The sequence below is a fragment of the Streptomyces sp. NPDC001848 genome (genome assembly GCF_042891915.1).
Classification (GTDB): Bacteria; Actinomycetota; Actinomycetes; order Streptomycetales; family Streptomycetaceae; genus Streptomyces.
The window spans coordinates 387158-409523 of the sequence record NZ_JBIATP010000007.1 but is presented as its reverse complement, the minus strand read 5'-3'; the positions used below and the strand labels follow the sequence as shown (position 1 = coordinate 409523).

Sequence of the window (22366 nt, the reverse complement as noted above, 5' to 3'; positions counted from 1 at the left end):
CCGAGCTCTGCTTCAGGATGCTCCGTCCAGAGCGCGCAGGTATTCGCTCTCCATGTCGCTGATCTTCTTGAGGAAATCTTCAAGAAGGTCCGAGCAGCCCTTGAGGCGCACGTCACCGCCCGCCGATTCGTGCCAGCCGGCGCCGCTTCCGATGGGGATCTGATCTTCCGGTTCGTTCCAAGTCACGATCACCTAACGAGCGCAACGGGGCGCCCAGGTATCCGGCATTTGGGGGAATAAATCGACGGAGAATCGTTTCGTCAGTCTGATGACAGTACCTGGCCGCAATAATTCCCGATATCCGTGCAACCTTATGTGTGTGAATAGGATTTCACGGTGCGTGAGGCGTGCGGGTGAGCCACTTCCGGGAACGCCCTCCGCCGGGTGACCGTCCGAAAGTTCACTCGCCCGCTCGCCGGTTCCGTCCCCGCCGCGGCCTGCTCAGCGTGGCAGCGTCGCCGGGCTCCCCCCGTTCGCCTCGTACCCCGCCACCGCGAGCGCCCGGTACACCGCGTAGTCCGCCGCCGGGTCGGAGGTCAGGGTCCAGGGCAGCGCCCCCACGTGGCCGTCGACGTGGACGAGCTGGGCCATCGCCTCCGCCCAGCGCTCGCTGCGGACCAGGAAGAACACCAGCAGATGGCGAACGTGCGCCAGCATCGGGTCGTCCGGTCGGGCCGAGTGCACCGCGTGCAGCGCGCCGTGGATGGCCTTCGTCACGACCTCGCTCCGGTAGAAGCTGCTGACCAGGTTCACCTCGGGGAGGTGCTCGAAGACCGCGAAGAGGGGCATGGCCGCGAGAAGCGAGCCCTGCGGGGCGCGGGCCGCGGCCGCCTCCGCGAAGGAGTACGCCAGCTCCCGCGAGCCGTGCCACTTCTCGCACCAGTAGTGCAGCGCCGCCAGGTGCGCACCCATGTGCGTAGGTGCCCGGTCCAGGATCTTCAGCCACAGCTGCTCGAACTCCGGCTGCGGGTAGGCGAGGCCGCGGGCCACGGAGAGTTCGACGATGTAGGGGACCGGGTCGCCGGGGGCCAGCAGCGCGGCTTCCCCGCACGCCGACCGGGCCTCCTCCATGATGATCCGGAACTCCTCCGTCCCCGGCGTCGACGTGCGCCAGGCCTGCTGCACCAGGAACTCCGCGTGCACGGCCGCGCCCCCGGCGTCCTTCGGATTCTCGGCCCGCCACACCCGCAGCCACTGCCCGCCCGGCGTCTCGCTCACCCCGCCGGGCCGCTGCTGCAGCTCCAGGGACGCTGCGCCCGCGAAGGCCTGCACGCGCTGCCAGCGTGTCTCGCCCTCCGCCTCCGTGCCGGCCAGGAGCTGAGCGGCCGCCTTGTAGTCCTGCGTGCGCTGCACCACGTCCAGGACGTCCAGCAGGTCCTGGTCGGGGCCGGGCATACGGACGTCCAGCTCCTCCTGGCGCAGGAACCCGTAGTTCGCCGGGTCCGCGGCGTCCGGGTCGCCCGGCGAGACCTGCTGGATGCCCGCGCGCCTGCGCATGCGGACGGGGAGCAGGACCACGCTGAACAGGGCCAGTGCCATCAGGACCCAGAGAATCACCATGGCCCAAGCGAACCAGACCGGTCCGACACTTGGCCATCCTGGTCGCCGCGCCTGTGGAAAACCCGCCGCCGCCCGGATCGGTGCCCGGCTGCGGCGGGCCTGTCCCCGCGCCGACCGGCTCGTGCCCGGCTGCGGCGGCCCTGTCCCCGCGCCGCCCGGATCGGTGCCCGGCTGCGGCGGGCCTGTCCCCGCGCCGACCGGCTCGTGCCCGGCTGCGGCGGGCCTGTCCCCGCGCCGACCGGATCGGTGCCCGGCTGCGGCGGGCCTGTCCCCGCGCCGCCCGGATCGGTGCCCGGCTGCGGCGGGCCTGTCCCCGCGCCGCCCGGATCGGTGCCCGGCTGCGGCGGCCCTGTCCCCGCGCCGCCCGGATCGGTGCCCGGCTGCGGCGGCCCTGTCCCCGCGCCGACCGGCCCTGTCCCCGGCTGAGGCGGCGCCATTCCCGGCTGATGCGGCGCCGCCCCCGGCTGCGGCCGCCCTGGTCCGGGGCGCCCGGCCCTGCGATCCGTCGTCCCGGTTCCGGGCGCACTACCCTCGGATCCCATGAGCGACAGGCACATCAGTCAGCACTTCGAGACCCTCGCGATCCACGCGGGGAACACCGCCGACCCCCTCACGGGCGCGGTCGTCCCGCCGATCTACCAGGTCTCCACCTACAAGCAGGACGGCGTCGGCGGGCTGCGCGGCGGCTACGAGTACAGCCGCAGCGCCAACCCCACCCGCACCGCCCTGGAGGAGAACCTCGCCGCCCTGGAGGGCGGCCGGCGAGGCCTCGCGTTCGCGTCCGGACTGGCGGCCGAGGACTGCCTGCTGCGTACGCTGCTCGTCCCCGGCGACCACGTGGTGATCCCGAACGACGCCTACGGCGGTACGTTCCGCCTGTTCGCCAAGGTCGTCTCGCGGTGGGGCGTGGAATGGTCGGTGGCCGACACCAGCGACCCGGCCGCCGTGCGGGCCGCCCTCACCCCGAGGACGAAGGCCGTGTGGGTGGAGACCCCCTCCAACCCGCTGCTCGGCATCACGGACATCGCCGCCGTCGCTCAGATCGCCCGTGACGCGGGCGCCCGGCTCGTCGTCGACAACACGTTCGCCACCCCCTATCTCCAGCAGCCGCTCGCGCTCGGCGCGGACGTCGTGGTGCACTCCCTGACCAAGTACATGGGCGGCCACTCCGACGTCGTGGGCGGGGCGCTGATCGTGAACGACCAGGAGCTGGGCGAGCAGCTGGCGTACCACCAGAACGCGATGGGCGCCGTCGCCGGGCCGTTCGACTCCTGGCTGGTGTTGCGCGGCACGAAGACGCTGGCCGTGCGCATGGACCGGCACAGCGAGAACGCCACCAAGGTCGCCGACATGCTCAGCCGGCACCCGCGCGTGACGCGCGTCCTGTACCCGGGCCTGCCGGAGCACCCCGGTCACGAGGTCGCCGCGAAGCAGATGAAGGCGTTCGGCGGCATGGTGTCCTTCCGGGTGGGGGGCGGCGAGGAGGCGGCCGTCGAGGTCTGCAACCGCGCGCAGGTGTTCACGCTCGGCGAGTCGCTGGGCGGTGTCGAGTCCCTGATCGAGCACCCGGGTCGCATGACGCACGCGTCCGCGGCCGGCTCGGCCCTCGAGGTCCCCGCCGACCTGGTCCGTCTCTCCGTGGGCATCGAGAACGTCGAGGACCTCCTGGAGGACCTGAAGCAGGCCCTCGGCTGAGGCACGGCCTCACCAGTCGCTGATCGGTGGGGTCGTCGTCGACGGCGGCTCCACCCACGGGTGCGCGACCCACGCCCAGACGGTGAAGGCGAGCGCCGCGGCCACCAGGGCCAGCCACAGCAGACGGAGGGCCACCGTGCGGCGGCGCAGCATGCGGCTGCCGCGCCGCACCACGTCCGCGTACAGCTCCGGCGGTACCGGGGGCGGTGTCCGCTCCAGCATCCGCCGCACGGTCGCCTCCCGTTCGGACACGTTCACCGGGCACCTCCTCCGGCGCACGGCCCCCCCGGGAGGGCGGTCCGGCGGTGCGCGGCGGGCCGGGGGCCGCGCCCGCCCGCGTACGGCGCGGTCACGACGGCGCCGGCTTCGGTGCGGGCACCGCAGGTGCCGTCCTGCGCGGGGGATGCAGCAGCGTTGCCATCGCCCGGGCACAGATCGCCCGTACCCGCTCGACGGGCAGGCCGAGCAGAGCCGCCGTCTGTTCCTCGGCGACCCCCTCGTACATTCTCAGGACGAGAACCAGCCGTTCCTGGGGCGACAGGTTCACCAGCAGGCTGCCCGGGGCCGCCCGGTGCCGGCCGAACGCCCCGTACCGGTGCCACGCCTCGCGCGCGAAGCGGATGGCCAGGTGCTGGCGGGCCCGGGCGTAGGGGTCCTCGCCGCGCAGTCGGTCCCAGGAGGCGTACGTCTGGGCGAGGGCCAGCGTCAGCAGGCGCCGCGCGCCCGGGTTGTCGTCGGGGGCCTCCGCGGTGAGCAGGGTCGCGGCGTGCAGCAGCCGCCCGGCGGCGCCCGCGACGAATGCCTCGAACTCGCGGGCCCGGCGCGCGCCGTGGGACGCATGCCGTTCTCGCACCGCGCCTCCCGCCTGACGGTGACCGTGAGGGGACGGGACCCGGCGCGTGCGTACGGCGTCAAGGGCGTGCGGCACACCGGACGGCGTACGGACGACAGGGACCCGCTCTCATGGGAACCGGCGGCGCCCCCGGGGTCAAGAGCCGGGAGGCACCCGTACGCGCGTGTGTCGGCGTCACGGCGTACGCGTGCGAGGCTCAGGACGCCGGCTGGGACTCCGGTCCGGCGACGCCCTGCGTGGCCTGCCGGGTGGACAGCGCCACATTGAAGCGGGTGAGGAGCGTGGTGAACGTCTCCCGCTCCTCCGGCGCCCAGTCGTGCGTCAGTTCGGCCATCAGCCGGCGTCTGGAGGAACGTACCTCCTCGAGCCGGGACAGCCCGCGCGGGGACAGCTGGAGCACCACCGCGCGTCCGTCCTCCGGATGCGAGGTGCGCTTGACGAGACCGGTGTCGACCAGTGGGGCGACCTGCCGGGTGACCGTCGAGGAGTCGATGCCCATGCTCGCGGCGAGCGCCTTGACGCCCATCGGGCCTTCCTTGTCGAGGCGGTTGAGCAGCAGGTACGCGGCACGGTCCATGGAGTTGCGCACCTGCCCGACCCCGCCGAGCCGCGTCTGCTCGGCACGGCGCGCGAACACCGCGACCTCGTGCTGCAGCGTGTCCAGAAGACCGGTGTCACCGACAGCGCTCATCTCGGTCATGTCCATCGACATCTCAGGTGTTGTGGGCATCGCCGGGGGCTCACTTCGTGCGTGGGGAGCTGGGTTGGGGGACAGGGTACGCGGCCGGGGCGCGGGGTGTACCAGGGCTGTGCAAACCCGTTTCGCGCCTTGGTCACACCCGCTGTGGACGGGCGTGAACTGCGAGACTGGTGGTCATGAACTACAGCACGGCCGACTCCCTGCCGACGGTGACGCCGGACGACGTCCGGGGCGCCCAGAAGATGCTCTCGGGTGTCGCACGTGTCACCGCCCTGGAGGGCAGCAGGCACCTGTCCCAGCTGGTCGGCGCCCCGGTGCACCTGAAGTGCGAGAACCTCCAGCGCACCGGGTCGTTCAAGCTGCGCGGCGCGTACGTCCGCATCGCGGGGCTGCTGCCCGAGGAGCGTGCCGCGGGCGTCGTCGCCGCGAGCGCGGGCAACCACGCGCAGGGCGTGGCCCTCGCCTCCGCGCTGCTCGGCGTGCACTCCACCGTGTTCATGCCGAAGGGCGCCCCGCTGCCGAAGATCAGCGCGACCCGCGAGTACGGCGCGGACGTGCGGCTGCACGGCCAGGTGGTGGACGAGACGCTGGCCGCCGCGCAGGAGTACGCGGCCGAGACGGGTGCGGTGTTCATCCACCCGTTCGACCACCCGGACATCATCGCGGGACAGGGCACGGTGGGCCTGGAGATCCTGGAGCAGTGCCCCGATGTGCGCACGATCGTCGTCGGCACCGGCGGTGGCGGGCTGGTCGCGGGCATCGCGACCGTGGTGAAGGCGCTGCGCCCGGACGTACGGGTGGTGGGGGTGCAGGCGGAGGGCGCGGCCGCGTATCCGCCTTCGCTGGCGGCGGGACGGCCGGTGGCGGTCGAGAGCGCGGCGACCATGGCCGACGGCATCCGGGTGGGGCGGCCCGGTGACGTGCCGTTCCGTATCGTCCGCGAACTGGTCGACGAGGTCCGTACCGTGTCCGAGGACGCGCTGTCCGCCGCGGTGCTGCTCTGCATGGAGCGGGCCAAGCTGGTCGTCGAGCCGGCCGGCGCGAGCCCCGTCGCGGCCCTGTTGAGCGATCCGGGCGCCTTCGCAGGCCCGGTGGTCGCGGTGCTGTCCGGCGGCAACGTCGACCCGGTGCTGCTGCAGCGCATCCTGCGGCACGGCATGGCCGCGCAGGGCCGCTACCTGGCCGTACGGCTGCGGCTGACCGACCGCCCGGGCGCCCTGGCCACGCTCCTCGGGGTGCTGTCGCTGGTGGACGCCAACGTCCTCGACGTGAGCCACGTGCGGACCGACCCCCGGCTCGGCCTCACGGAGGCGGAGGTCGAGCTGCACCTGGAGACGAAGGGCCCGGAGCACTGCGCGGAGGTCGGGCACGCGCTGCGGGAGGCGGGTTACACCGTCATCGGTTGAGGCCGGACGGGGTGCCGACAGCAGTCGGCGTAAATCCATTGAGAAACGCGATACATCGCGTTATGGTGTGTGTCTCGTCACCCGGTGCCGCGTACCCGTGTCTCGTCACGTTGTGACGGGCACTCGCCGGCATCGCGTTTTGCGCGTACTTTGCCACACCCCTGTCCCCGGCGGCTTGCCATTTTTTCCGACGACGACGTGGAGAACTCATATGCCAGGCGCCATCCATGCCGAAGGCCTGGTGAAGACCTTCGGCGACGTAAGGGCTCTGGACGGCGTCGACCTCGACGTCCCCCAGGGCACCGTGCTCGGCCTCCTCGGGCCGAACGGAGCGGGCAAGACCACCACGGTCCGCTGTCTGACGACCCTGCTGCGCCCGGACAGCGGCAGGGCGCTCGTCGCGGGCATCGACGTGCTGAAGGACCCGGACGCGGTGCGCCGCTCGGTCGGCCTGTCCGGGCAGTTCGCCGCCGTCGATGAGTACCTGACCGGCCGCGAGAACCTCCAGATGGTGGGCCGGCTCTATCAGATGCGTGGCAAGGCGGCCAAGGAGCGTGCGGCCGAGCTGCTGGAGCAGTTCCACCTCACGGACGCCGCCGACCGCCCCACCAAGACCTACTCCGGGGGTATGCGCCGCCGCCTCGACCTCGCCGCCGCGCTGGTGGTCCGGCCGCCCGTGATGTTCATGGACGAGCCGACGACCGGCCTCGACCCGCGCAACCGCCAGCAGCTGTGGGAGGTCATCAAACAACTCGTCTCCGACGGTACGACCCTGCTGCTGACCACCCAGTACCTCGAGGAGGCCGACCACCTGGCGCACGACATCGCCGTCGTCGACCACGGCCGCGTCATCGCCCGTGGCACCTCCGACCAGCTCAAGGCACGCACGGGCGGTGAGCGCGTGGAGGTCGTGGTGCACGAGCGCGAGCGCATCGCGACCGCAGCCGAGGTGCTGAGCCGCTTCGGCAAGGGCGACACCACCGTCGAGGACCACACCCGCAAGCTCACGGTCCCGGTCACCGGAGGCGCCAAGCTCCTCGCCGAGATCATCCGCGAGCTGGACAGCCGTGGCGTCGAGATGGACGACATAGGACTGCGCCGCCCGACCCTCGACGACGTCTTCCTGTCCCTGACGGGCCACGCCGCCGAGGAGAAGCCCGAGGAGAACGGCGCGGCCGAGGACCCCAAGGCCCGCAAGCGCACGAAGGAGACCGCCAAGTGAGTGCCGCAACCGACGCCGTGCCCGTCGCGGCGCCCGCCAACCCCGTCGTCCAGTCCGTCCGCGACTCACTGGTCGTCGCCCAGCGGAATCTGATTCGTATGGCCCGGATTCCCGAGATGCTGATCTTCGGGCTGATCCAGCCCATCATGTTCGTGGTGCTGTTCACCTACGTGTTCGGCGGCTCGATCCAGGTCGGCTCGTCCAGCACCACCCAGGCCTACCGCGAGTTCCTGATGGCCGGCATCTTCGCCCAGACCGTCACGTTCGCCACGGCGGGCGCGGGCGCGGGTATCGCCGACGACATGCACAAGGGACTCATCGACCGCTTCCGTTCCCTGCCGATGGCACGGGGTGCGGTGCTGACCGGCCGCACCATCGCCGATCTGGTGCAGACGGCGCTCACCCTCGTCGTCCTGGCGGTCGTCGCTCTGATCGTCGGCTGGCGCACACACGAGAACTTCGGCAAGGTGCTCGCCGGATTCGGCCTGCTCCTCCTGCTCGGTTACGCGTTCTCGTGGATCGGCGCGCTCATCGGCCTGTCCGTGCGCACTCCTGAAGCGGCGACCTCGGGCGGCCTGATCTGGCTGTTTCCGCTGACATTCATCTCGAACGCATTCGTGGACGCGAACAAGCTGCCGTCGTTCCTGCGGCACATCGCGGAGTGGAACCCGTTCAGCGCGACCGTGCAGGCGTGCCGCGAGCTGTTCGGCAACCTTCCCCCGGGCTTCCGGACGCCCGACGCCTGGCCCATGCAGCACCCCGTGTGGGCCTCGCTGATCTGGTCGGTCGTGATCATCCTGATCTTCCGCACGCTCGCGGTCCGTAAGTACCGACGGGCGGCCGGTTGATGGCGCCGCTGAACTTGCTCGCCGAGGCCGGCCAGGTTGCAGGTGAGCAAGGGTCGTTCTGTCGTCAATATGCGGACTTTGACAGGGAATTGAGCAACTGCGTCCCCTGCTACGGTGGACCGATGGCATCGGTCAAGCAGTTCCAAGTTACTTTCGATTGCGCAGAACCTGAGCGCGTCGCTCGTTTTTGGTGCGATGTCTTGGGGTACGTCGTACCGCCGCCACCGGAGGGTTTTGCCACTTGGGACGATTTCAATCGCTCGCTGCCGCCTGAGCGTCAGGGTTCAGCGTTTGTGTGCATGGATCCCTCGGGTGTGGGCCCGCGAATGTACTTCCAGCGCGTTCCCGAGGGCAAGGTCGTCAAGAATCGGCTGCATCTTGACGTTCGGGTCGGCACCGGGCTTGTTGGTGAAGAGCGCCTGGCCACGCTTGAGGCCGAGTGCGCACGACTGGTCGCACTCGGCGCGGCGCGCGTGCGACTACTGCCTGCCGATGACGAAAACGAGTCGTGCATCGTGATGCAGGACATTGAGGGCAACGAGTTCTGCCTCGACTGAGCATCCGGCGACGGAGCGGTCCCCGCCGGCGTCCGCTGTGTAGTCATCCGGAAGTCAAAGGAGTTCCCTGGGGCGGGGGACCGGCTGTACCTGCCGATCGCGGACTGAGCCAAATGCGCGGCGGTCCGCGCTGCCGAACGGCCTGAAGCCGGCCGGGAGCACGGACCGCCTGGTCGTTCCGGGCACAGAGTGGCCGGTGGCATGACAGGAACCGGCGACATGAGAAGGCACCGGGGCACGGCAAGGCGCCCGGGGCACGGCAAGGCGCCCGGGGCACGGCAAGGCGCCCGGGGCACGGCAAGGCATCCGGAGCACGACGAGGCCCCGGGGCGCGCCCGAAGCGCCCGGGGCCGCGAAGTGTCGGGGAGGCTCAGCCCTGGTAGGGCTCGGCCTTGAGGATCCTCACCATGGCCTTCTTGCCGTTCGGCAGCTCGTACTCGGCGTCCTCGCCGACCTTCTTGCCGTTCACGCCCGTGCCCAGCGGGGACTGCGGCGAGTAGGTCTCGATGTCGCCGCTCGCGTACTCGCGCGAGGCCAGCAGGAAGGTCAGGGTGTCGTCCTCGTCACCGTCGAAGGCGATCGTGACGACCATGCCCGGTGCCACCACGCCCTCGGCCGCCGGAGCCTCGCCGACCTTGGCGTTCTCCAGGAGCTGGGTCAGCTGGCGCACACGGAGCTCCTGCTTGCCCTGCTCCTCCTTGGCCGCGTGGTACCCGCCGTTCTCACGCAGGTCGCCCTCCTCGCGCGCGGCCGCGATCTTGGCGGCGATCTCCGTGCGCGCAGGACCAGAAAGGTACTCCAGCTCGGCCTTGAGCTGGTTGTACGCCTCCTGGGTCAGCCAGGTGACGTTCTCGCTGGTCTGGGTCACAGGTGCTCCTCGTCGGTACTGGGAATACAAAGCATCGCCCTACCCAGAAGCATGTTCCTCCACGGGTGGGCGAAACCACGAGCCTAACAATTCACCGGCGAAAGGGGGAGGACATAAGCCGTCGGAATTACGTCGATGCAGGTCAGACCCTGCGCGACACGAGTCACATCAGTCCGCGTGACAGCCCAGCAGCTCCGCCGTCGTCCCCGGCGCTGTGGTGCGCAGCGTGACGACCTTGTCGATGCGCGTGGCGTGTCCGCCGAACCGGAAGTCCGCCCGGCCGACCTCGGTGCCGTCCGCCGACTGGGACCGCAGGGTGCAGTAGCCGGTGGCGTCCGCGTCCTTGCGTACCTCGAGGTGAGCCTTGACCGCGTGCTGCGAGGTCTCGAAGGTGATGACCTGGCCGCTGATCTTGTTCTGACCGACGTAGTGGTACGCGAACCAGCCGACGAGCATGAGCAGCGCCGCTCCCAGCACACTGCCGACGATCTTGAGTGTGCGGTCGGCGCGCTCGTCCGAGGAGCGCCCGTAGCGGTCCTGGGGCAGTCGCGTGCTCACCGTACTCATGATCGTCCTCTCGGCCGGCCCGGGACGGATGTCCCGAAAAGGACGCCCGGGGACCGGACCCGGAATTTTTCACCCTCCGATTCGGTCACTATAGAAGCCGCCCATCGCGCCGCATCACACCGGGCGCCGACCTGCCGACTGACCGAGGATCGAGTCTTGACTGACCAACTGCGACTGATGGCCGTGCACGCCCACCCCGACGACGAGTCGAGCAAGGGCGCGGCCACCATGGCGAAGTACGTGTCCGAGGGGGTGGACGTGCTCGTGGTGACCTGCACGGGCGGGGAGCGCGGCTCCATCCTCAACCCGAAGCTTCAGGGCGACAAGTACATCGAGGAGCACATCCACGAGGTACGCAAGAAGGAGATGGACGAGGCTCGCGAGATCCTCGGCGTCAAGCAGGAGTGGCTCGGCTTCGTCGACTCCGGTCTCCCCGAGGGCGACCCGCTGCCCCCGCTGCCGGAGGGCTGCTTCGCCTTGGAGGACGTCGACAAGGCGGCCGGTGAGCTGGTCCGCAAGATCCGCGCGTTCCGTCCGCAGGTGATCACCACCTACGACGAGAACGGCGGCTACCCGCACCCCGACCACATCATGACCCACAAGATCTCGATGGTGGCGTTCGAGGGCGCGGCGGACACCGAGAAGTACCCGGAGGCGGAGTTCGGCCCCGCCTGGCAGCCGCTGAAGCTGTACTACAACCAGGGCTTCAACCGCCCCCGCACCGAGGCCCTGCACAAGGCGATGCTGGAGCGCGGGCTGGAGTCGCCGTACGGGGAGTGGCTCAAGCGGTGGGACGAGTTCAACCGCGCCGAGCGCACCCTGACCACCCACATCCCGTGCGCCGACTTCTTCGAGATCCGCGACAAGGCGCTAATCGCGCACCGCACGCAGATCGACCCCGACGGCGGCTGGTTCCGCGTGCCGATGGAGCTCCAGAAGGAGGTCTGGCCGACCGAGGAGTACGAGCTGGCGAAGTCGCTCGTGGACACCTCGCTCCCGGAGGACGACCTCTTTGCGGGCGTCCGCGAGTCCTGAGGGACAATGCCTGACATGAGCGCAAGCGTGAGCCTGGCCGTGACGCACCTGGTGCCGCTGGCCGAGGTCGACGAGAACAAGGTCACCCCCGGTGTCCTCGGCTTCATCGTCTTCGCGGTGATGGCACTGGCCGTGTGGGGACTGATGAAGTCCATGAACAAGCACATGGGCAAGGTGTCCTTCGAGGAGGACGCCGACGCCTCGGGCGAGAAGGCCGGGAAGAAGGGCTCCGGCCCGGCGACGGCCAAGGGCGCGCCCAAGGCCCAGCAGGGCTGAGGCCCGGCCCCTCCGTCACCGCCCGCAGGGGCAGCCTGTGCCCTGGCGCCGGGCGAGCGCTTCGCACGCGCGCGCCAGGAGCACGGCCGCTGCGGCGTGCCGCTGAGTCGGCCCTCCGGCCCTCTCACCGGCACTGCCCGGCACCGGGCAGCCGGCGCGACGCCGCCAGGAACACGCACGCCCCCGTCGGCGCCCCCTCCATCGCCGCGCAGTCCACCGCCTGGGCCAGGGCCGCGCCGGGCGCCGACGCGGTTATGTCGAAGCACGCGTCCAGAACCGTCACCGCCGTCGTCGCCGAAGCCGTGAGCCGCGCGTAGACGTGCCCACGGAAGCCGAGCCCTGCCGTGGCCGCGCAGCCCGCCGCCGGCAGGACCCACCCGCGCGAGCGGGCCCCGGAGGGGGCGCGCCCGGTCGGTCTGCGGTTCCACGCCGTGCCCGATGCCGTGGGAGAGTGGAACGGTGAACCGACTGGCCCATGAGACGTCCCCGTATCTGCTCCAGCACGCCGACAATCCCGTCGACTGGTGGCCCTGGTCGGAGGAGGCCTTCGACGAGGCCCGCCGGCGGAACGTGCCCGTCCTGCTGAGTGTCGGATACAGCAGCTGTCACTGGTGCCACGTCATGGCACACGAGTCGTTCGAGGACCAGCGGACCGCCGACTTCCTCAACGAGCACTTCGTCAGCGTCAAGGTCGACCGTGAAGAGCGCCCCGACGTCGACGCCGTCTACATGGAGGCCGTCCAGGCCGCGACCGGCCACGGCGGCTGGCCCATGACCGTCTTTCTCACCCCGGACGCCGAGCCCTTCTACTTCGGCACCTACTTCCCGCCCGCCCCCCGCCACGGCATGCCCTCCTTCCTGCAGGTCCTCGAAGGTGTCCGGCAGGCCTGGGTCGATCGCCGGAGCGAGGTGACCGAGGTCGCCGGGAAGATCGCGCGGGACCTCGCCCAGCGGGAGATCAGCTACGGCGACACTCGGGCGCCCGGCGAGGAGGAGCTCGCCCAGGCGCTCCTCGGACTCACCCGTGAGTACGACCCGCAGCGCGGCGGCTTCGGCGGGGGGCCCAAGTTCCCGCCGTCCATGGTGATCGAGTTCCTGCTGCGCCACCACGCCCGCACCGGCTCCGAGGGCGCCCTGCAGATGGCGCAGGACACCTGTGAGCGTATGGCCCGCGGCGGTATCTACGACCAGCTCGGCGGCGGCTTCGCCCGCTACTCCGTCGACCGGGACTGGGTGGTGCCGCACTTCGAGAAGATGCTCTACGACAACGCCCTGCTGTGCCGCGTCTACGCGCACCTGTGGCGGGCCACCGGCTCGGACCTCGCCCGCCGGGTCGCCCTGGAGACCGCCGACTTCATGGTGCGGGAACTGCGCACCGCCGAGGGCGGGTTCGCCTCCGCGCTGGACGCCGACAGCGACGACGGGACTGGCCGGCACGTCGAGGGCGCGTACTACGTGTGGACCCCGGAGCAGTTCCGCGAGGTGCTCGGGGACGACGACGCCGAACTCGCCGCCCGGTACTTCGGGGTGACCGAGGAGGGCACCTTCGAGCGCGGTTCCTCCGTTCTCCAACTCCCGCAGCAGGAGGGGCTGTTCGACGCCCAGCGGATCGAGTCGATCCGGCGGCGCCTCTTCGGGAGGCGGGCCGAGCGCCCCGCCCCGGGCCGTGACGACAAGGTGGTCGCCGCCTGGAACGGCCTCGCGATCGCCGCGCTCGCCGAGACCGGCGCGTACTTCGACCGCCCCGACCTCGTGGACGCCGCGCTCGGCGCCGCCGACCTGCTCGTACGGCTGCACCTGGACGAGCACGCCCGGCTGGCCCGTACATCGAAGGACGGCCGGGTGGGCGCGAACGCCGGCGTGCTGGAGGACTACGCGGACGTCGCCGAGGGCTTCCTGGCGCTCGCCTCCGTCACCGGTGAGGGTGTGTGGCTGGAGTTCGCCGGGTTCCTGCTCGACCACGTGCTCGCGCGGTTCACCGACGACAGCGGCACGCTTTACGACACCGCCGCGGACGCCGAGAAACTCATCCGCCGCCCCCAGGACCCCACCGACAACGCCACCCCGTCGGGCTGGACCGCCGCCGCGGGCGCGCTGTTGTCGTACGCCGCTCAGACCGGTTCGGAACCCCACCGTGCCGCTGCCGAGCGGGCGTTGGGTGTGGTCAAGGCGCTCGGGCCGCGGGTGCCGCGGTTCATCGGATGGGGGCTCGCGGTCGCCGAGGCGCTCCTCGACGGGCCGCGCGAGGTCGCGATCGTCGGTCCGGCGCTCGACGACCCCGCCACAAGGGCCCTGCACCGCACGGCGCTTCTGGGCACGGCACCCGGCGCCGTCGTGGCCCTCGGCACTCCGGAGAGTGATGAGCTGCCGCTCCTGGTTGACCGGATTCTGGTCGATGACGAACCGACCGCGTATGTCTGCCGTAACTTCACGTGCGACGTCCCGACCACCGACCCCGAACGGCTCCGCACGGCGCTGAGCGGCTGAAACGCCTCATGGAACGTTTGGTTCCGGATAGTCGGATTGAGCAGGTGTTCGGATAGATCCCCGTAAGGAACGGGCCGTTCCGAAACAAGCTATTTATCTGAAGAGCTCCCGGGCTTCACAGTTCCCTCCTAGTCTCTCCACGGTGACGCGACAGACGTAACTTGCTGTCGCGACAGGGGGTTTGGGGATCTGGGGGGATCTTTTTGCTGACGTCTGTCTTTATTGCCGTCGTCTCGCTGGCCTTGTTCTGGATGGCGGCCTTCACTCTGTGGTGGCAGATGCACGCGTGGCGTACGCCCGAGGTGCTTGCCTCCACCCGGTTCAGCAGTCCGGACGGCGCCGAGCACGTGTCGTTCTCGCTGCTGCTGCCCGCGAGACATGAACAGGCCGTGCTGGACCACACGATCCAGCGGCTGCTGGAGTCCACGCACACCGACTTCGAGATCATCGTCATCGTGGGACACGACGACCCGGAGACCACCGAGGTCGCCCGCAGGGCCGCGGCCCGGGACGCACGGGTCCGCGTCGTCGTCGACCACCACGAGAAGAAGAACAAGCCGAAGGCCATGAACACGGCGCTGCCACACTGCCGCGGCGACGTCGTCGGGGTCTTCGACGCCGAGGACCAGGTCCACCCGGCGCTGCTCGCCCATGTCGACCACGCGTTCCGCACCACCGGCGCGGACGTCGTCCAGGGCGGGGTGCAGCTGATCAACTTCCACTCCAGCTGGTACAGCCTGCGCAACTGCCTGGAGTACTTCTTCTGGTTCCGCTCCCGGCTGCACCTGCACGCGCAGAAGGGGTTCATCCCGCTCGGCGGCAACACCGTCTTCGTACGGACCGACGTGCTGAGGGAAGCCGACGGCTGGGACCCCAACTGCCTCGCCGAGGACTGCGACCTGGGCGTCAGGCTCTCCAGCGTCGGCAAGAAGGTCGTCGTCGCCTACGACTCCGACATGGTGACCCGGGAGGAGACCCCCGGCTCACTGATGTCGCTGCTCAAGCAGCGCACCCGCTGGAACCAGGGCTTCCTGCAGGTCTACCGCAAGAAGGACTGGAAGCAACTGCCCGGTTTCGGACAGCGGCTGCTCGCCCGCTACACCCTGATGACACCGTTCCTGCAGGCGTTCGCCGGCGTCATCATCCCGCTCAACGCGGGCGTGGCCCTCTTCCTGGACGTCCCGGTGGGCGTCGCCTTCCTCACCTTCCTGCCGCTCGTGACCGCCGCGGTCACCTTCGTCTTCGAGGTCGTGGGCCTGCACGACTTCGGCAAGCAGTACGGGCTGCGCGTGCGCTTCGTCCACTACGTGAAGCTCATCGTGGGCGGCCCCTTCTACCAGGTGCTCCTCGCCGGCGCCGCGATCCGTGCCGTCTGGCGCGAGCAGCGCGGCCGCAACGACTGGGAGCTGACCAGCCATGTCGGCGCCCACCTGACCACGGCGGGCGTGATCCGCGAGTCCCGAGAGGACGTTGCTGCGTGACCTCCACTCTGCCCGCGGTGACCGGCACGAAGGTCCCCGCGCAGGGCACACGTGTCCCCGTATCCGTCCCCGTGTCCCCTCCGGCGTTCCGTTTCCGCAGCTCCCGCCCCGATCTGATCCTCTGCGGAGTGCTCCTCGCGGCGATCCTCACGGTGCAGGGCTGGAACATCGCCGGCTACCCGACCCTCAGCGACGACGAGGGCACCTACCTCGCCCAGGCGTGGGCGGTGCAGAACGGCCACGGGCTCGCCCACTACACGTACTGGTACGACCACCCGCCCCTCGGCTGGATCCAGATAGCCCTGCTCACCTGGATCCCCGCCCACCTGGACGCCGGCCTGATGACGGTCGGCTCGATGAGGGGCGCGATGCTGCTGGTCAGCGCGGTGAGCGCGGTCCTGGTGTACGTCCTCGCCCGCCGCCTGAAGCTGCCGATGTGGGCCGCCGGCCTCGCCATGGCCCTCTTCGGGCTTTCCCCGCTGTCGGTGGTCCTGCAGCGGGAGATCTTCCTCGACAACATCGCGGTCATGTGGACGCTCCTCGCGTTCACCCTGGCCGCCTCCCCGAGCCGTCACCTCTGGCACCACTTCGGCGCGGGCCTCGCCGCCGCCGCAGGCGTCCTGACCAAGGAGACGATGCTCGTCGTCCTGCCCGCGGTCTTCCTCACCATGTGGCGCCACAGCCACCGCGACACCCGCAAGTTCGCGCTCACCGGCGCCATCACGGCATGCGCGCTGATCGGGCTGTCGTACCCCCTGTTCGCCCTGTTGAAGGGCGAGTTGCTGCCGGGTGCCGGTCATGTCTCCCTGTGGGACGGCATCCGCTACCAGATGAGCCGGGCGGGTTCCGGATTCATCCTCGACCCCGGCTCCGGCTCCTACGGAGTCCTGCACTCCTGGCTCTACTACGACCGCGTCCTGCCGCTCGGCGGCCTGGCCGGGGCGCTGCTCATCCTGCTCACCTGGCGCTGGTCGGTCACCGCGCGGGCGCTCGCCGGTCCCGCGCTCGCCGTCGCGATCCTCACCCTGGTCGCCATGCGGCCGAGCGGCTACCTGCCCGCGATGTACGTCATCCAGGCGCTGCCGTTCCTGGCGCTGGTCCTGGCGGGAGCCGCCGCGAGCATCGTCCACCTGGTGCTGCGCCGGTGGCGCGGCGGGACCGAGAAGCCGTACGTCACCTGGGCGCGGTACGCCGTGGCGGCGCTGCTCGTGGCCGCCGCCGGGGCGTACCTCGTGCCCCGCTGGTACGACGGGGACCGCACCGCCGTCACCGCGGACGCCAACGCCCCCTACCGGGCCGCCTCGCACTGGCTGAGCACCGAGGTGAGCGACCCGGAGGACACCCGGGTCCTCGTCGACGACGCCCTCTGGCTCGACCTCGTGCACGCCGGGTACCGGCCCGGACTCGGCGTCATCTGGTTCTACAAGGCCGACCTCGACCCGGCGGTGACCAAGACGATGCCGCACGGCTGGCGCGACCTCGACTACGTGGTCGCCTCCCCGACGGTGCGGCGCGACGCGGTCAACCTGCCGGGCGTCAAGGCAGCGATCCAGCACTCCACGCCCGTCGCCGGCTTCGGCACCGGGCCGGACCGGATCGAGATCCGCCGGATCGACCGGTCCGCGGGAGGCGACCGATGAGCCACGAATCCACGGTCCCCGGCGAACTCGGCGATCCGGCCGTACGGGCCGCCGAGCCGCCCGAGCCGGGCGCCGTCACCATCGTCGTCCCGACCTTCAACGAGTCCGGGAACATCCGTGAACTGCTGCACCGGATCACCGAGTCGGTGCCGTCCCGCCTGCCCTGCGAAGTCGTCTTCGTCGACGACTCCGCCGACGACACCCCCGAGGTGATCTTCCGCGAGGCGCAGGACTGCCCGTTCCCGGTCACCGTGCTGCACCGGGAGGAGCCGGTCGGCGGGCTCGGCGGGGCCGTCGTCGAGGGCATGAAGGCGGCCGGTTCCGACTGGATCGTCGTCATGGACGGCGATCTCCAGCACCCGCCGTCCCTGGTCCCGGAACTGGTCGCCACCGGTGAGCGTGCGAACGCCGGCCTCGTCGTCGCCTCCCGCTACATCAAGGGCGGCAGCCGCGCCGGACTCGCGGGCGGCTACCGGATCGCCGTCTCCCGGGGCGCGACCTGGCTGACCAAGACCCTCTTCCCGCGCCGGCTGCGCGGTATCAGCGACCCGATGAGCGGCTTCTTCGCGATCCGCCGCAGCGCGCTCACCGCGGAGGTCCTCCAGCCGCTCGGCTACAAGATCCTCCTCGAACTCGCGGTGCGCAGCAGGCCGCGTGAGGTCACCGAGGTGCCGTTCGTCTTCCAGGAACGGTTCGCGGGTCAGTCCAAGTCGACCGCGCAGGAGGGTATGCGCTTCCTGCGCCACCTGGTCGGGCTGCGCACAGCCTCGGCGCTCGCACGCATGGTCGCCTTCGGGCTGATCGGCGCCTCCGGCTTCGTACCGAACCTGGTCGGCCTGTGGGCCCTCACCAAGCTCGGCCTGCACTACGTACCGGCGGAGATCCTCGCCAACCAGCTGGGTGTCGCCTGGAACTTCCTGCTCATCGAGCAACTGCTGTTCCGCGAGCGGCGTCGGCACCGCCGCTGGTGGGACCGGGTGGGCAGGTTCGCGCTGCTCGCCAACGCCGACCTGGTGCTGCGCATCCCGCTGATCGCGCTGCTGGTGGACCGGTTCGGCATGGGCGCCCTGCCCGCCACCGCGCTCGCTCTGGTCCTGACCTTCGTCCTGCGCTTCGTGGGGACCGAAGCGCTGGTCTATCTGCCGCGCCGGGGCCGGGTGCGGCCCGGGGGCGGGAGCCGCACAGCAAGGGGAACGATGTGAAGACCTTCCGCAGACTCCGCATATCCCGCAGACCCCGCGTGTCCGGCAGACGCAGAACCGCCCTGCTCGCCGTGACCGGCCTGACCGCGGGACTGCTCCTGACCTCGCCGCAGCCCGCCTCCGCCGCCAACCTCGTCAAGAACCCCGGCTTCGAGACCGCCGGCACCGACGGGATGCCGTACTGCTGGGAGAAGTCCGGCTGGGGCGACAACGACTTCACCTTCACCACCACCAGCGACGCCCACTCGGGCACCCAGGCCATGAAGGTCGAGCTGACCCGCCGCGTGAGCGGCGACCGCAAGGCGCTCATCACCGAGTCCGCGAGCTGTGCTCCAGTGGTGACGCCCGGGAAGCAGTACGACCTGTCGCTCTGGTACAAGTCGACGACCCCCGACACCTCGGTCACCCTGTTCCGGCACGACACGACCGCCGGCTGGCAGTACTGGACCGACCTCAAGACGCTCGACATGAGCTCCGCCTGGGCGCAGGCGAGCGTGCGCACTCCGGCGGTCCCGGACGGCACCGACATGATCACCTGGGGTGTGTCGGTGTACGGCACCGGCTCCGTCACCACCGACGACTACACGATGGAGCAGGTCGCGGACCCACTGCCGCCCCCGCAGTGCACCGGCACGGCGGACCAGTGCGCCAACGGCAGTTGGACGGTCCTGCCCACCCAGAACCCGGTCCGCTCCATGCACTCCGTCGTGCTCAACAACGGCAAGGTCCTGCTGATCGCCGGCTCCGGCAACAGCGAGGAGAACTTCGCGGCGGGCTCGTTCACCAGCGCGGTCTACGACCCGTCGAACGGTTCGTACGAGGTGATCCCGACCCCGAAGGACATGTTCTGCGCCGGGCACATCCAGCTCCAGGACGGGCGCGTGCTGGTGCTCAGCGGCAACAAGGCGTATCCGGTGCCGGGCGGGCACGGCTACGAGGGCTTCAAGGACTCGTACATCTTCGACCCGAAGACGGAGACGTACTCCAAGACGAACGACCTCAACGACGGCCACTGGTACCCGTCGGCGACCGAGCTCGGCAACGGTGACGTGATCTCCTTCGGCGGGCTGCGCGAGGACTCCACGGGCTCGGTGACCACCGAGTACTGGTCGGACAAGGACCAGCAGTGGCTGCCGCTGTGGAAGGTCAACCAGACCTGGTCGTACTGGGGCCTGTACCCGTCGATGATCCTGATGCAGGACGGCCGCCTCTTCTACTCGGGCAGCCATGTCTTCGGCAACAACATCCCCGGCACCGGTTCCGCGATCTACGACTACAACGCCAACACGATCACGCAGATCCCGGGCCTGCAGAACAAGGACGAGCGCGACCAGTCGGCGAGCGTGCTGCTGCCCCCGGCACAGGACCAGAAGGTCCTCACCATCGGCGGCGGCAACATCGACTCCAACCCGGACGCCAACCGCCTCACCGACATCATCGACCTCAAGCAGCCCAACCCGTCCTACACCGCCGGGCCGCCGCTGCCGCAGGGCACGGTCGACCTCGGAGACGGCAAGGTCGCCGAGACCGGCAACCAGGGCAAGATGTACGTCTCGGCGGTCCTGATGCCCGACGGCAAGGTGCTGGAGACGGGCGGCGCCCTGCACAACCGGGCCAACCCGGTCTACGAGTCGTCGATCTTCGACCCGAACACCTCCACCTTCGACCCGGTGGCCGCCGACCCCGAGTCCCGCGGTTACCACTCCTCCGCGTTCCTGCTGCCGGACGGCCGCATCATGGCGACCGGCGACAACCCGGGAAACGGCACCTGGAACCACAACGTGTCGATCTACTCCCCGCCGTACCTGTTCAAGGGGCCCCGCCCGACGATCACCTCGGTGATCACCAACGAGTGGACGTACGGCACCACACAGCGCATCACCGTCGACCGGCCCATCGCCAAGGCGGAGCTGATCCGCCCCGCGGCGGTCACCCACTCCTCCGACCCCAACCAGCGGTTCGTGGACCTGCCGCTGTCCGTGGACGGCAACAACGTCGACCTGAACGTGACCAGCAACCCCGACCTGGCCCCGCCCGGCTGGTACATGCTCTTCGCGGTCGACGCGAACGGCGTTCCCTCTCTCGCGCAGTGGATCCATCTCCAGGGCCCGGCGGCCCTGTCCGCGGACACGGCCTCCGCGCACGTCCACTCCTTCGCCGACTCCCTGGAGGGCAGGACGACGAGTGCGGGTCCGAAGCGCACGTCGCAGAAGGTCAGCCCGACGATCTCCGGCTGCGACCGCCACTACGGCTCGGTCAACGTCTGCGTACCGACGGTCTTCCCGCCCCAGGTGAAGAAGACGACGGCCGCCCGCTGCGCCTGGCTGAAGGCGAACGACTACGGCCGCCTGAGGGTCAACGGCAAGGACGACCCACTGGGCCTCGACCCGAACGGGGACGGGATGGCGTGCTCCAAGGGTGACCTGAAGAGGCGTTAGCCGCGGCTCGACGCCTGCGCGAGGGCGCGCTCCACGATCGCCTCCAGCTGGTCGTGGTGCGCGCCCTTCCAGTAGGCGCGGCCGCAGTCGAGGCAGCGGGCGAAGACGTCGTACGTCCGCCGGGTGCCGTGTTGGAGCTGGTGCGCGACCTCGTCCTTGGTGGCCTCCCGCAGCAGGCCGTTGCAGGCCGTGCAGCGCGTCCAGGGCCGCAGCTCGGGCGCGAACCGGTCGAGCACGTCGCGGAGTTGGTCGTCCGGGCGGGTGCTGTAGACGAACGCGCCGGCCCACAGCTCGCGGCGGCGCAGCAGTCCCCGGTCGCGGCTGAGCATCACCCGGCGCTCGGCGGCCGACTGGGCGGCGAGCGCCGCGTCCCCGATGTCCGTGGACTCGTACGCCGCGTCCACGCCGAGCAGCCGCAGTCGGCGGGCCAGGGTGCCGAGGTGGACGTCGAGGAGGAAGCGGAGCGGGGCGCCGGGCACCCGCTGGGGGCGCTCGACGGGGCGCACCTCGATGGTCTCCCCGGCGGTCGGCACATGGGACGCAGCCACGGCGCGGCCGTCCACGACGAGCGCCCCGACCTCGGTCAGCGGCACACCCAGCGACTCGACGACATGACCGAGCGTGGACGCTCCGTCGGTGACGACCTCCGTGGGGCGCCCGCGCCGCGCATGCGGAACGAAGAGTCCCAGCTCGGGGGCGAACTCGATGTGGATCTCGGGTCCGTTCACGTGCTCAGGATGGCACGCGGCCTGCTCAGGAGCCCTCGGGTTTCCGCTCGAGTCCGTGCTCCAGGACGTCCAGCGCCCGGTCGACGAGGTCGGCGAGGTCCTCCCGGTGACCGTTCTCGGCCCAGTACAGCGAGGTCTCCATCAGGCCGCCGATGAGGGACATCGCGAAGACCCGCACCTCCAGTCCCTCCGGGTCCCGCCCGGTGCGCTCCGCGATGACCCGGCACAGCAGGCGGCCGGTGACCGACATGCTCTCCCTCATCCGGGAGCGCACCGCGGGCACCTCGACCATCAGTTTCGTGCGCAGCCGGGTCACCCGGGGCTCCTCGGCACCCTGCAGACCGATGGCCTTGCGCATCACGTAGCGCAGGGAGTCCAGCCACGACTCGTCCGCGGGGCGGACCAGCAGCTCCTGCTCCAGCAGCGGGTCGTACTCGTCCGTGAGGACGATGTCCTCCTTGGTCGGGAAGTACCGGAAGACGGTCGACGGCGACACCTCCGCACGGTCGGCGATCTGCTCGATCGTCGTGGCGTCGTACCCCTGCTCCTCGATCAGCACGTACGTGGCCGCGCGGATCGCCTCCCGGGTCTTGATCTTCTTGCGTTCACGGAGGCCCAGCCGGGGGCGGTCGGCGGGGGAGGCGGGGGAGCTGCGGGTACGTGCGGCGGTCATGACGGTCATTGTCGGGCACCCGCCCGGTGGCTACCAGTGACTGACAGCAGCCGTTTAATGGAAGAAACTGTAAAAAACGTATCACTGTCAGTATCGGCCGTCGGCGCGCAAAAATGGCCACGGCTCCCGG

General features: G+C 70.4%; 22 protein-coding genes. 12 read left to right on the top strand and 10 right to left on the bottom strand.

Annotation, left to right across the window (positions count from 1 at the left end; translation table 11 throughout):
- Window positions 1-12 precede the first annotated feature (12 nt).
- Both ACFYZJ_RS17330 and ACFYZJ_RS17325 read right to left on the bottom strand, forming a co-directional pair.
- Entirely contained in the window at window positions 13-192 is a 180-nt protein-coding gene (locus tag ACFYZJ_RS17330; protein ID WP_388568515.1) for a hypothetical protein, read from the bottom strand.
- Between the two features lie 249 nt (window positions 193-441).
- Entirely contained in the window at window positions 442-1560 is a 1119-nt protein-coding gene (locus ACFYZJ_RS17325) for a hypothetical protein (RefSeq protein WP_388568513.1), read from the bottom strand.
- A 540-nt stretch (window positions 1561-2100) separates the two neighbouring features.
- On the opposite strand from ACFYZJ_RS17325, the gene ACFYZJ_RS17320 reads away from it, so the two are divergent.
- Window positions 2101-3255 carry a cystathionine gamma-synthase gene (locus ACFYZJ_RS17320; protein ID WP_388568510.1) on the top strand — a complete coding sequence of 385 codons (1155 nt, stop codon included), beginning with the start codon at window positions 2101-2103 and terminating at the stop codon, window positions 3253-3255.
- A gap of 9 nt (window positions 3256-3264) precedes the next feature.
- Here ACFYZJ_RS17320 and ACFYZJ_RS17315 read toward each other — a convergent pair whose 3' ends face one another.
- The 3 genes from ACFYZJ_RS17315 to ACFYZJ_RS17305 form a co-directional block, all read right to left on the bottom strand.
- Window positions 3265-3513 carry a hypothetical protein gene (locus tag ACFYZJ_RS17315; RefSeq protein ID WP_388568507.1) on the bottom strand — a complete coding sequence of 83 codons (249 nt, stop codon included), beginning with the start codon at window positions 3511-3513 and terminating at the stop codon, window positions 3265-3267.
- Window positions 3514-3604: 91 nt separating this feature from the next.
- Complete coding sequence (locus ACFYZJ_RS17310) at window positions 3605-4108, bottom strand: sigma factor-like helix-turn-helix DNA-binding protein (RefSeq protein WP_388568505.1); 504 nt, start codon at window positions 4106-4108, stop codon at window positions 3605-3607.
- A 196-nt stretch (window positions 4109-4304) separates the two neighbouring features.
- On the bottom strand, window positions 4305-4820 hold the full coding sequence (locus ACFYZJ_RS17305) for a MarR family winged helix-turn-helix transcriptional regulator (protein WP_388568614.1): 516 nt from the start codon (window positions 4818-4820) through the stop codon (window positions 4305-4307).
- A 164-nt stretch (window positions 4821-4984) separates the two neighbouring features.
- Between ACFYZJ_RS17305 and ilvA the strand changes: the two genes are divergently transcribed.
- The 4 genes from ilvA to ACFYZJ_RS17285 all read left to right on the top strand — a co-directional run bounded on the left by ilvA (window position 4985) and on the right by ACFYZJ_RS17285 (window position 8841).
- Complete coding sequence (gene ilvA, locus ACFYZJ_RS17300; protein WP_388568502.1) at window positions 4985-6214, top strand: threonine ammonia-lyase; 1230 nt, start codon at window positions 4985-4987, stop codon at window positions 6212-6214.
- Window positions 6215-6425: 211 nt separating this feature from the next.
- On the top strand, window positions 6426-7436 hold the full coding sequence (locus ACFYZJ_RS17295; protein WP_388568499.1) for an ATP-binding cassette domain-containing protein: 1011 nt from the start codon (window positions 6426-6428) through the stop codon (window positions 7434-7436).
- A complete protein-coding gene (locus tag ACFYZJ_RS17290; RefSeq protein WP_388568496.1) occupies window positions 7433-8284 on the top strand; it encodes an ABC transporter permease in 852 nt (283 codons plus the stop codon). Before ACFYZJ_RS17295 ends, ACFYZJ_RS17290 begins: the two co-directional genes overlap by 4 nt.
- 122 nt (window positions 8285-8406) lie before the next feature.
- Window positions 8407-8841, top strand: a complete 435-nt coding sequence (locus ACFYZJ_RS17285) for a VOC family protein (protein WP_388568494.1) — start codon at window positions 8407-8409, stop codon at window positions 8839-8841.
- A gap of 370 nt (window positions 8842-9211) precedes the next feature.
- On the opposite strand, the gene greA is transcribed toward ACFYZJ_RS17285, so the two are convergent.
- Window positions 9212-9709, bottom strand: coding sequence for a transcription elongation factor GreA (gene greA, locus ACFYZJ_RS17280; RefSeq protein ID WP_388568491.1), 498 nt, complete (start codon window positions 9707-9709; stop codon window positions 9212-9214).
- A 168-nt stretch (window positions 9710-9877) separates the two neighbouring features.
- Complete coding sequence (locus tag ACFYZJ_RS17275; RefSeq protein ID WP_388568489.1) at window positions 9878-10276, bottom strand: DUF4307 domain-containing protein; 399 nt, start codon at window positions 10274-10276, stop codon at window positions 9878-9880.
- Between the two features lie 156 nt (window positions 10277-10432).
- On the opposite strand from ACFYZJ_RS17275, the gene mca reads away from it, so the two are divergent.
- Complete coding sequence (mca, locus tag ACFYZJ_RS17270) at window positions 10433-11311, top strand: mycothiol conjugate amidase Mca (RefSeq protein ID WP_388568487.1); 879 nt, start codon at window positions 10433-10435, stop codon at window positions 11309-11311.
- A gap of 6 nt (window positions 11312-11317) precedes the next feature.
- The gene (locus ACFYZJ_RS17265; protein WP_388568485.1) at window positions 11318-11587 is read left to right on the top strand and encodes a hypothetical protein; all 270 of its coding nucleotides are present in this window, start codon (window positions 11318-11320) and stop codon (window positions 11585-11587) included.
- A gap of 124 nt (window positions 11588-11711) precedes the next feature.
- Here the strand turns inward: ACFYZJ_RS17265 and ACFYZJ_RS17260 are convergent, their stop codons facing one another.
- Window positions 11712-11870 carry a hypothetical protein gene (locus tag ACFYZJ_RS17260; protein WP_388568483.1) on the bottom strand — a complete coding sequence of 53 codons (159 nt, stop codon included), beginning with the start codon at window positions 11868-11870 and terminating at the stop codon, window positions 11712-11714.
- Between the two features lie 176 nt (window positions 11871-12046).
- Here ACFYZJ_RS17260 and ACFYZJ_RS17255 point away from each other — a divergent pair, with 176 nt between their 5' ends.
- From ACFYZJ_RS17255 to ACFYZJ_RS17235, 5 genes are all read left to right on the top strand, one after another.
- Window positions 12047-14074 carry a thioredoxin domain-containing protein gene (locus ACFYZJ_RS17255; RefSeq protein ID WP_388568481.1) on the top strand — a complete coding sequence of 676 codons (2028 nt, stop codon included), beginning with the start codon at window positions 12047-12049 and terminating at the stop codon, window positions 14072-14074.
- 203 nt (window positions 14075-14277) lie between these two features.
- The gene (locus ACFYZJ_RS17250) at window positions 14278-15555 is read left to right on the top strand and encodes a glycosyltransferase (protein ID WP_388568479.1); all 1278 of its coding nucleotides are present in this window, start codon (window positions 14278-14280) and stop codon (window positions 15553-15555) included.
- On the top strand, window positions 15552-17195 hold the full coding sequence (locus ACFYZJ_RS17245; RefSeq protein ID WP_388568475.1) for an ArnT family glycosyltransferase: 1644 nt from the start codon (window positions 15552-15554) through the stop codon (window positions 17193-17195). The genes ACFYZJ_RS17250 and ACFYZJ_RS17245 overlap by 4 nt, the downstream gene beginning before the upstream one ends.
- Window positions 17192-18397 carry a glycosyltransferase gene (locus ACFYZJ_RS17240; RefSeq protein ID WP_388568473.1) on the top strand — a complete coding sequence of 402 codons (1206 nt, stop codon included), beginning with the start codon at window positions 17192-17194 and terminating at the stop codon, window positions 18395-18397. Before ACFYZJ_RS17245 ends, ACFYZJ_RS17240 begins: the two co-directional genes overlap by 4 nt.
- A gap of 38 nt (window positions 18398-18435) precedes the next feature.
- A complete protein-coding gene (locus tag ACFYZJ_RS17235; RefSeq protein ID WP_388568470.1) occupies window positions 18436-20835 on the top strand; it encodes a galactose oxidase-like domain-containing protein in 2400 nt (799 codons plus the stop codon).
- Here ACFYZJ_RS17235 and ACFYZJ_RS17230 read toward each other — a convergent pair.
- Both ACFYZJ_RS17230 and ACFYZJ_RS17225 read right to left on the bottom strand, forming a co-directional pair.
- Window positions 20832-21563 (bottom strand): Mut7-C RNAse domain-containing protein, encoded by a 732-nt coding sequence (locus ACFYZJ_RS17230; protein WP_388568467.1) that lies wholly within the window; start codon window positions 21561-21563, stop codon window positions 20832-20834. The genes ACFYZJ_RS17235 and ACFYZJ_RS17230 overlap by 4 nt on opposite strands.
- 25 nt (window positions 21564-21588) lie before the next feature.
- Entirely contained in the window at window positions 21589-22245 is a 657-nt protein-coding gene (locus tag ACFYZJ_RS17225) for a TetR/AcrR family transcriptional regulator (protein ID WP_388568464.1), read from the bottom strand.
- Window positions 22246-22366 lie beyond the last annotated feature (121 nt).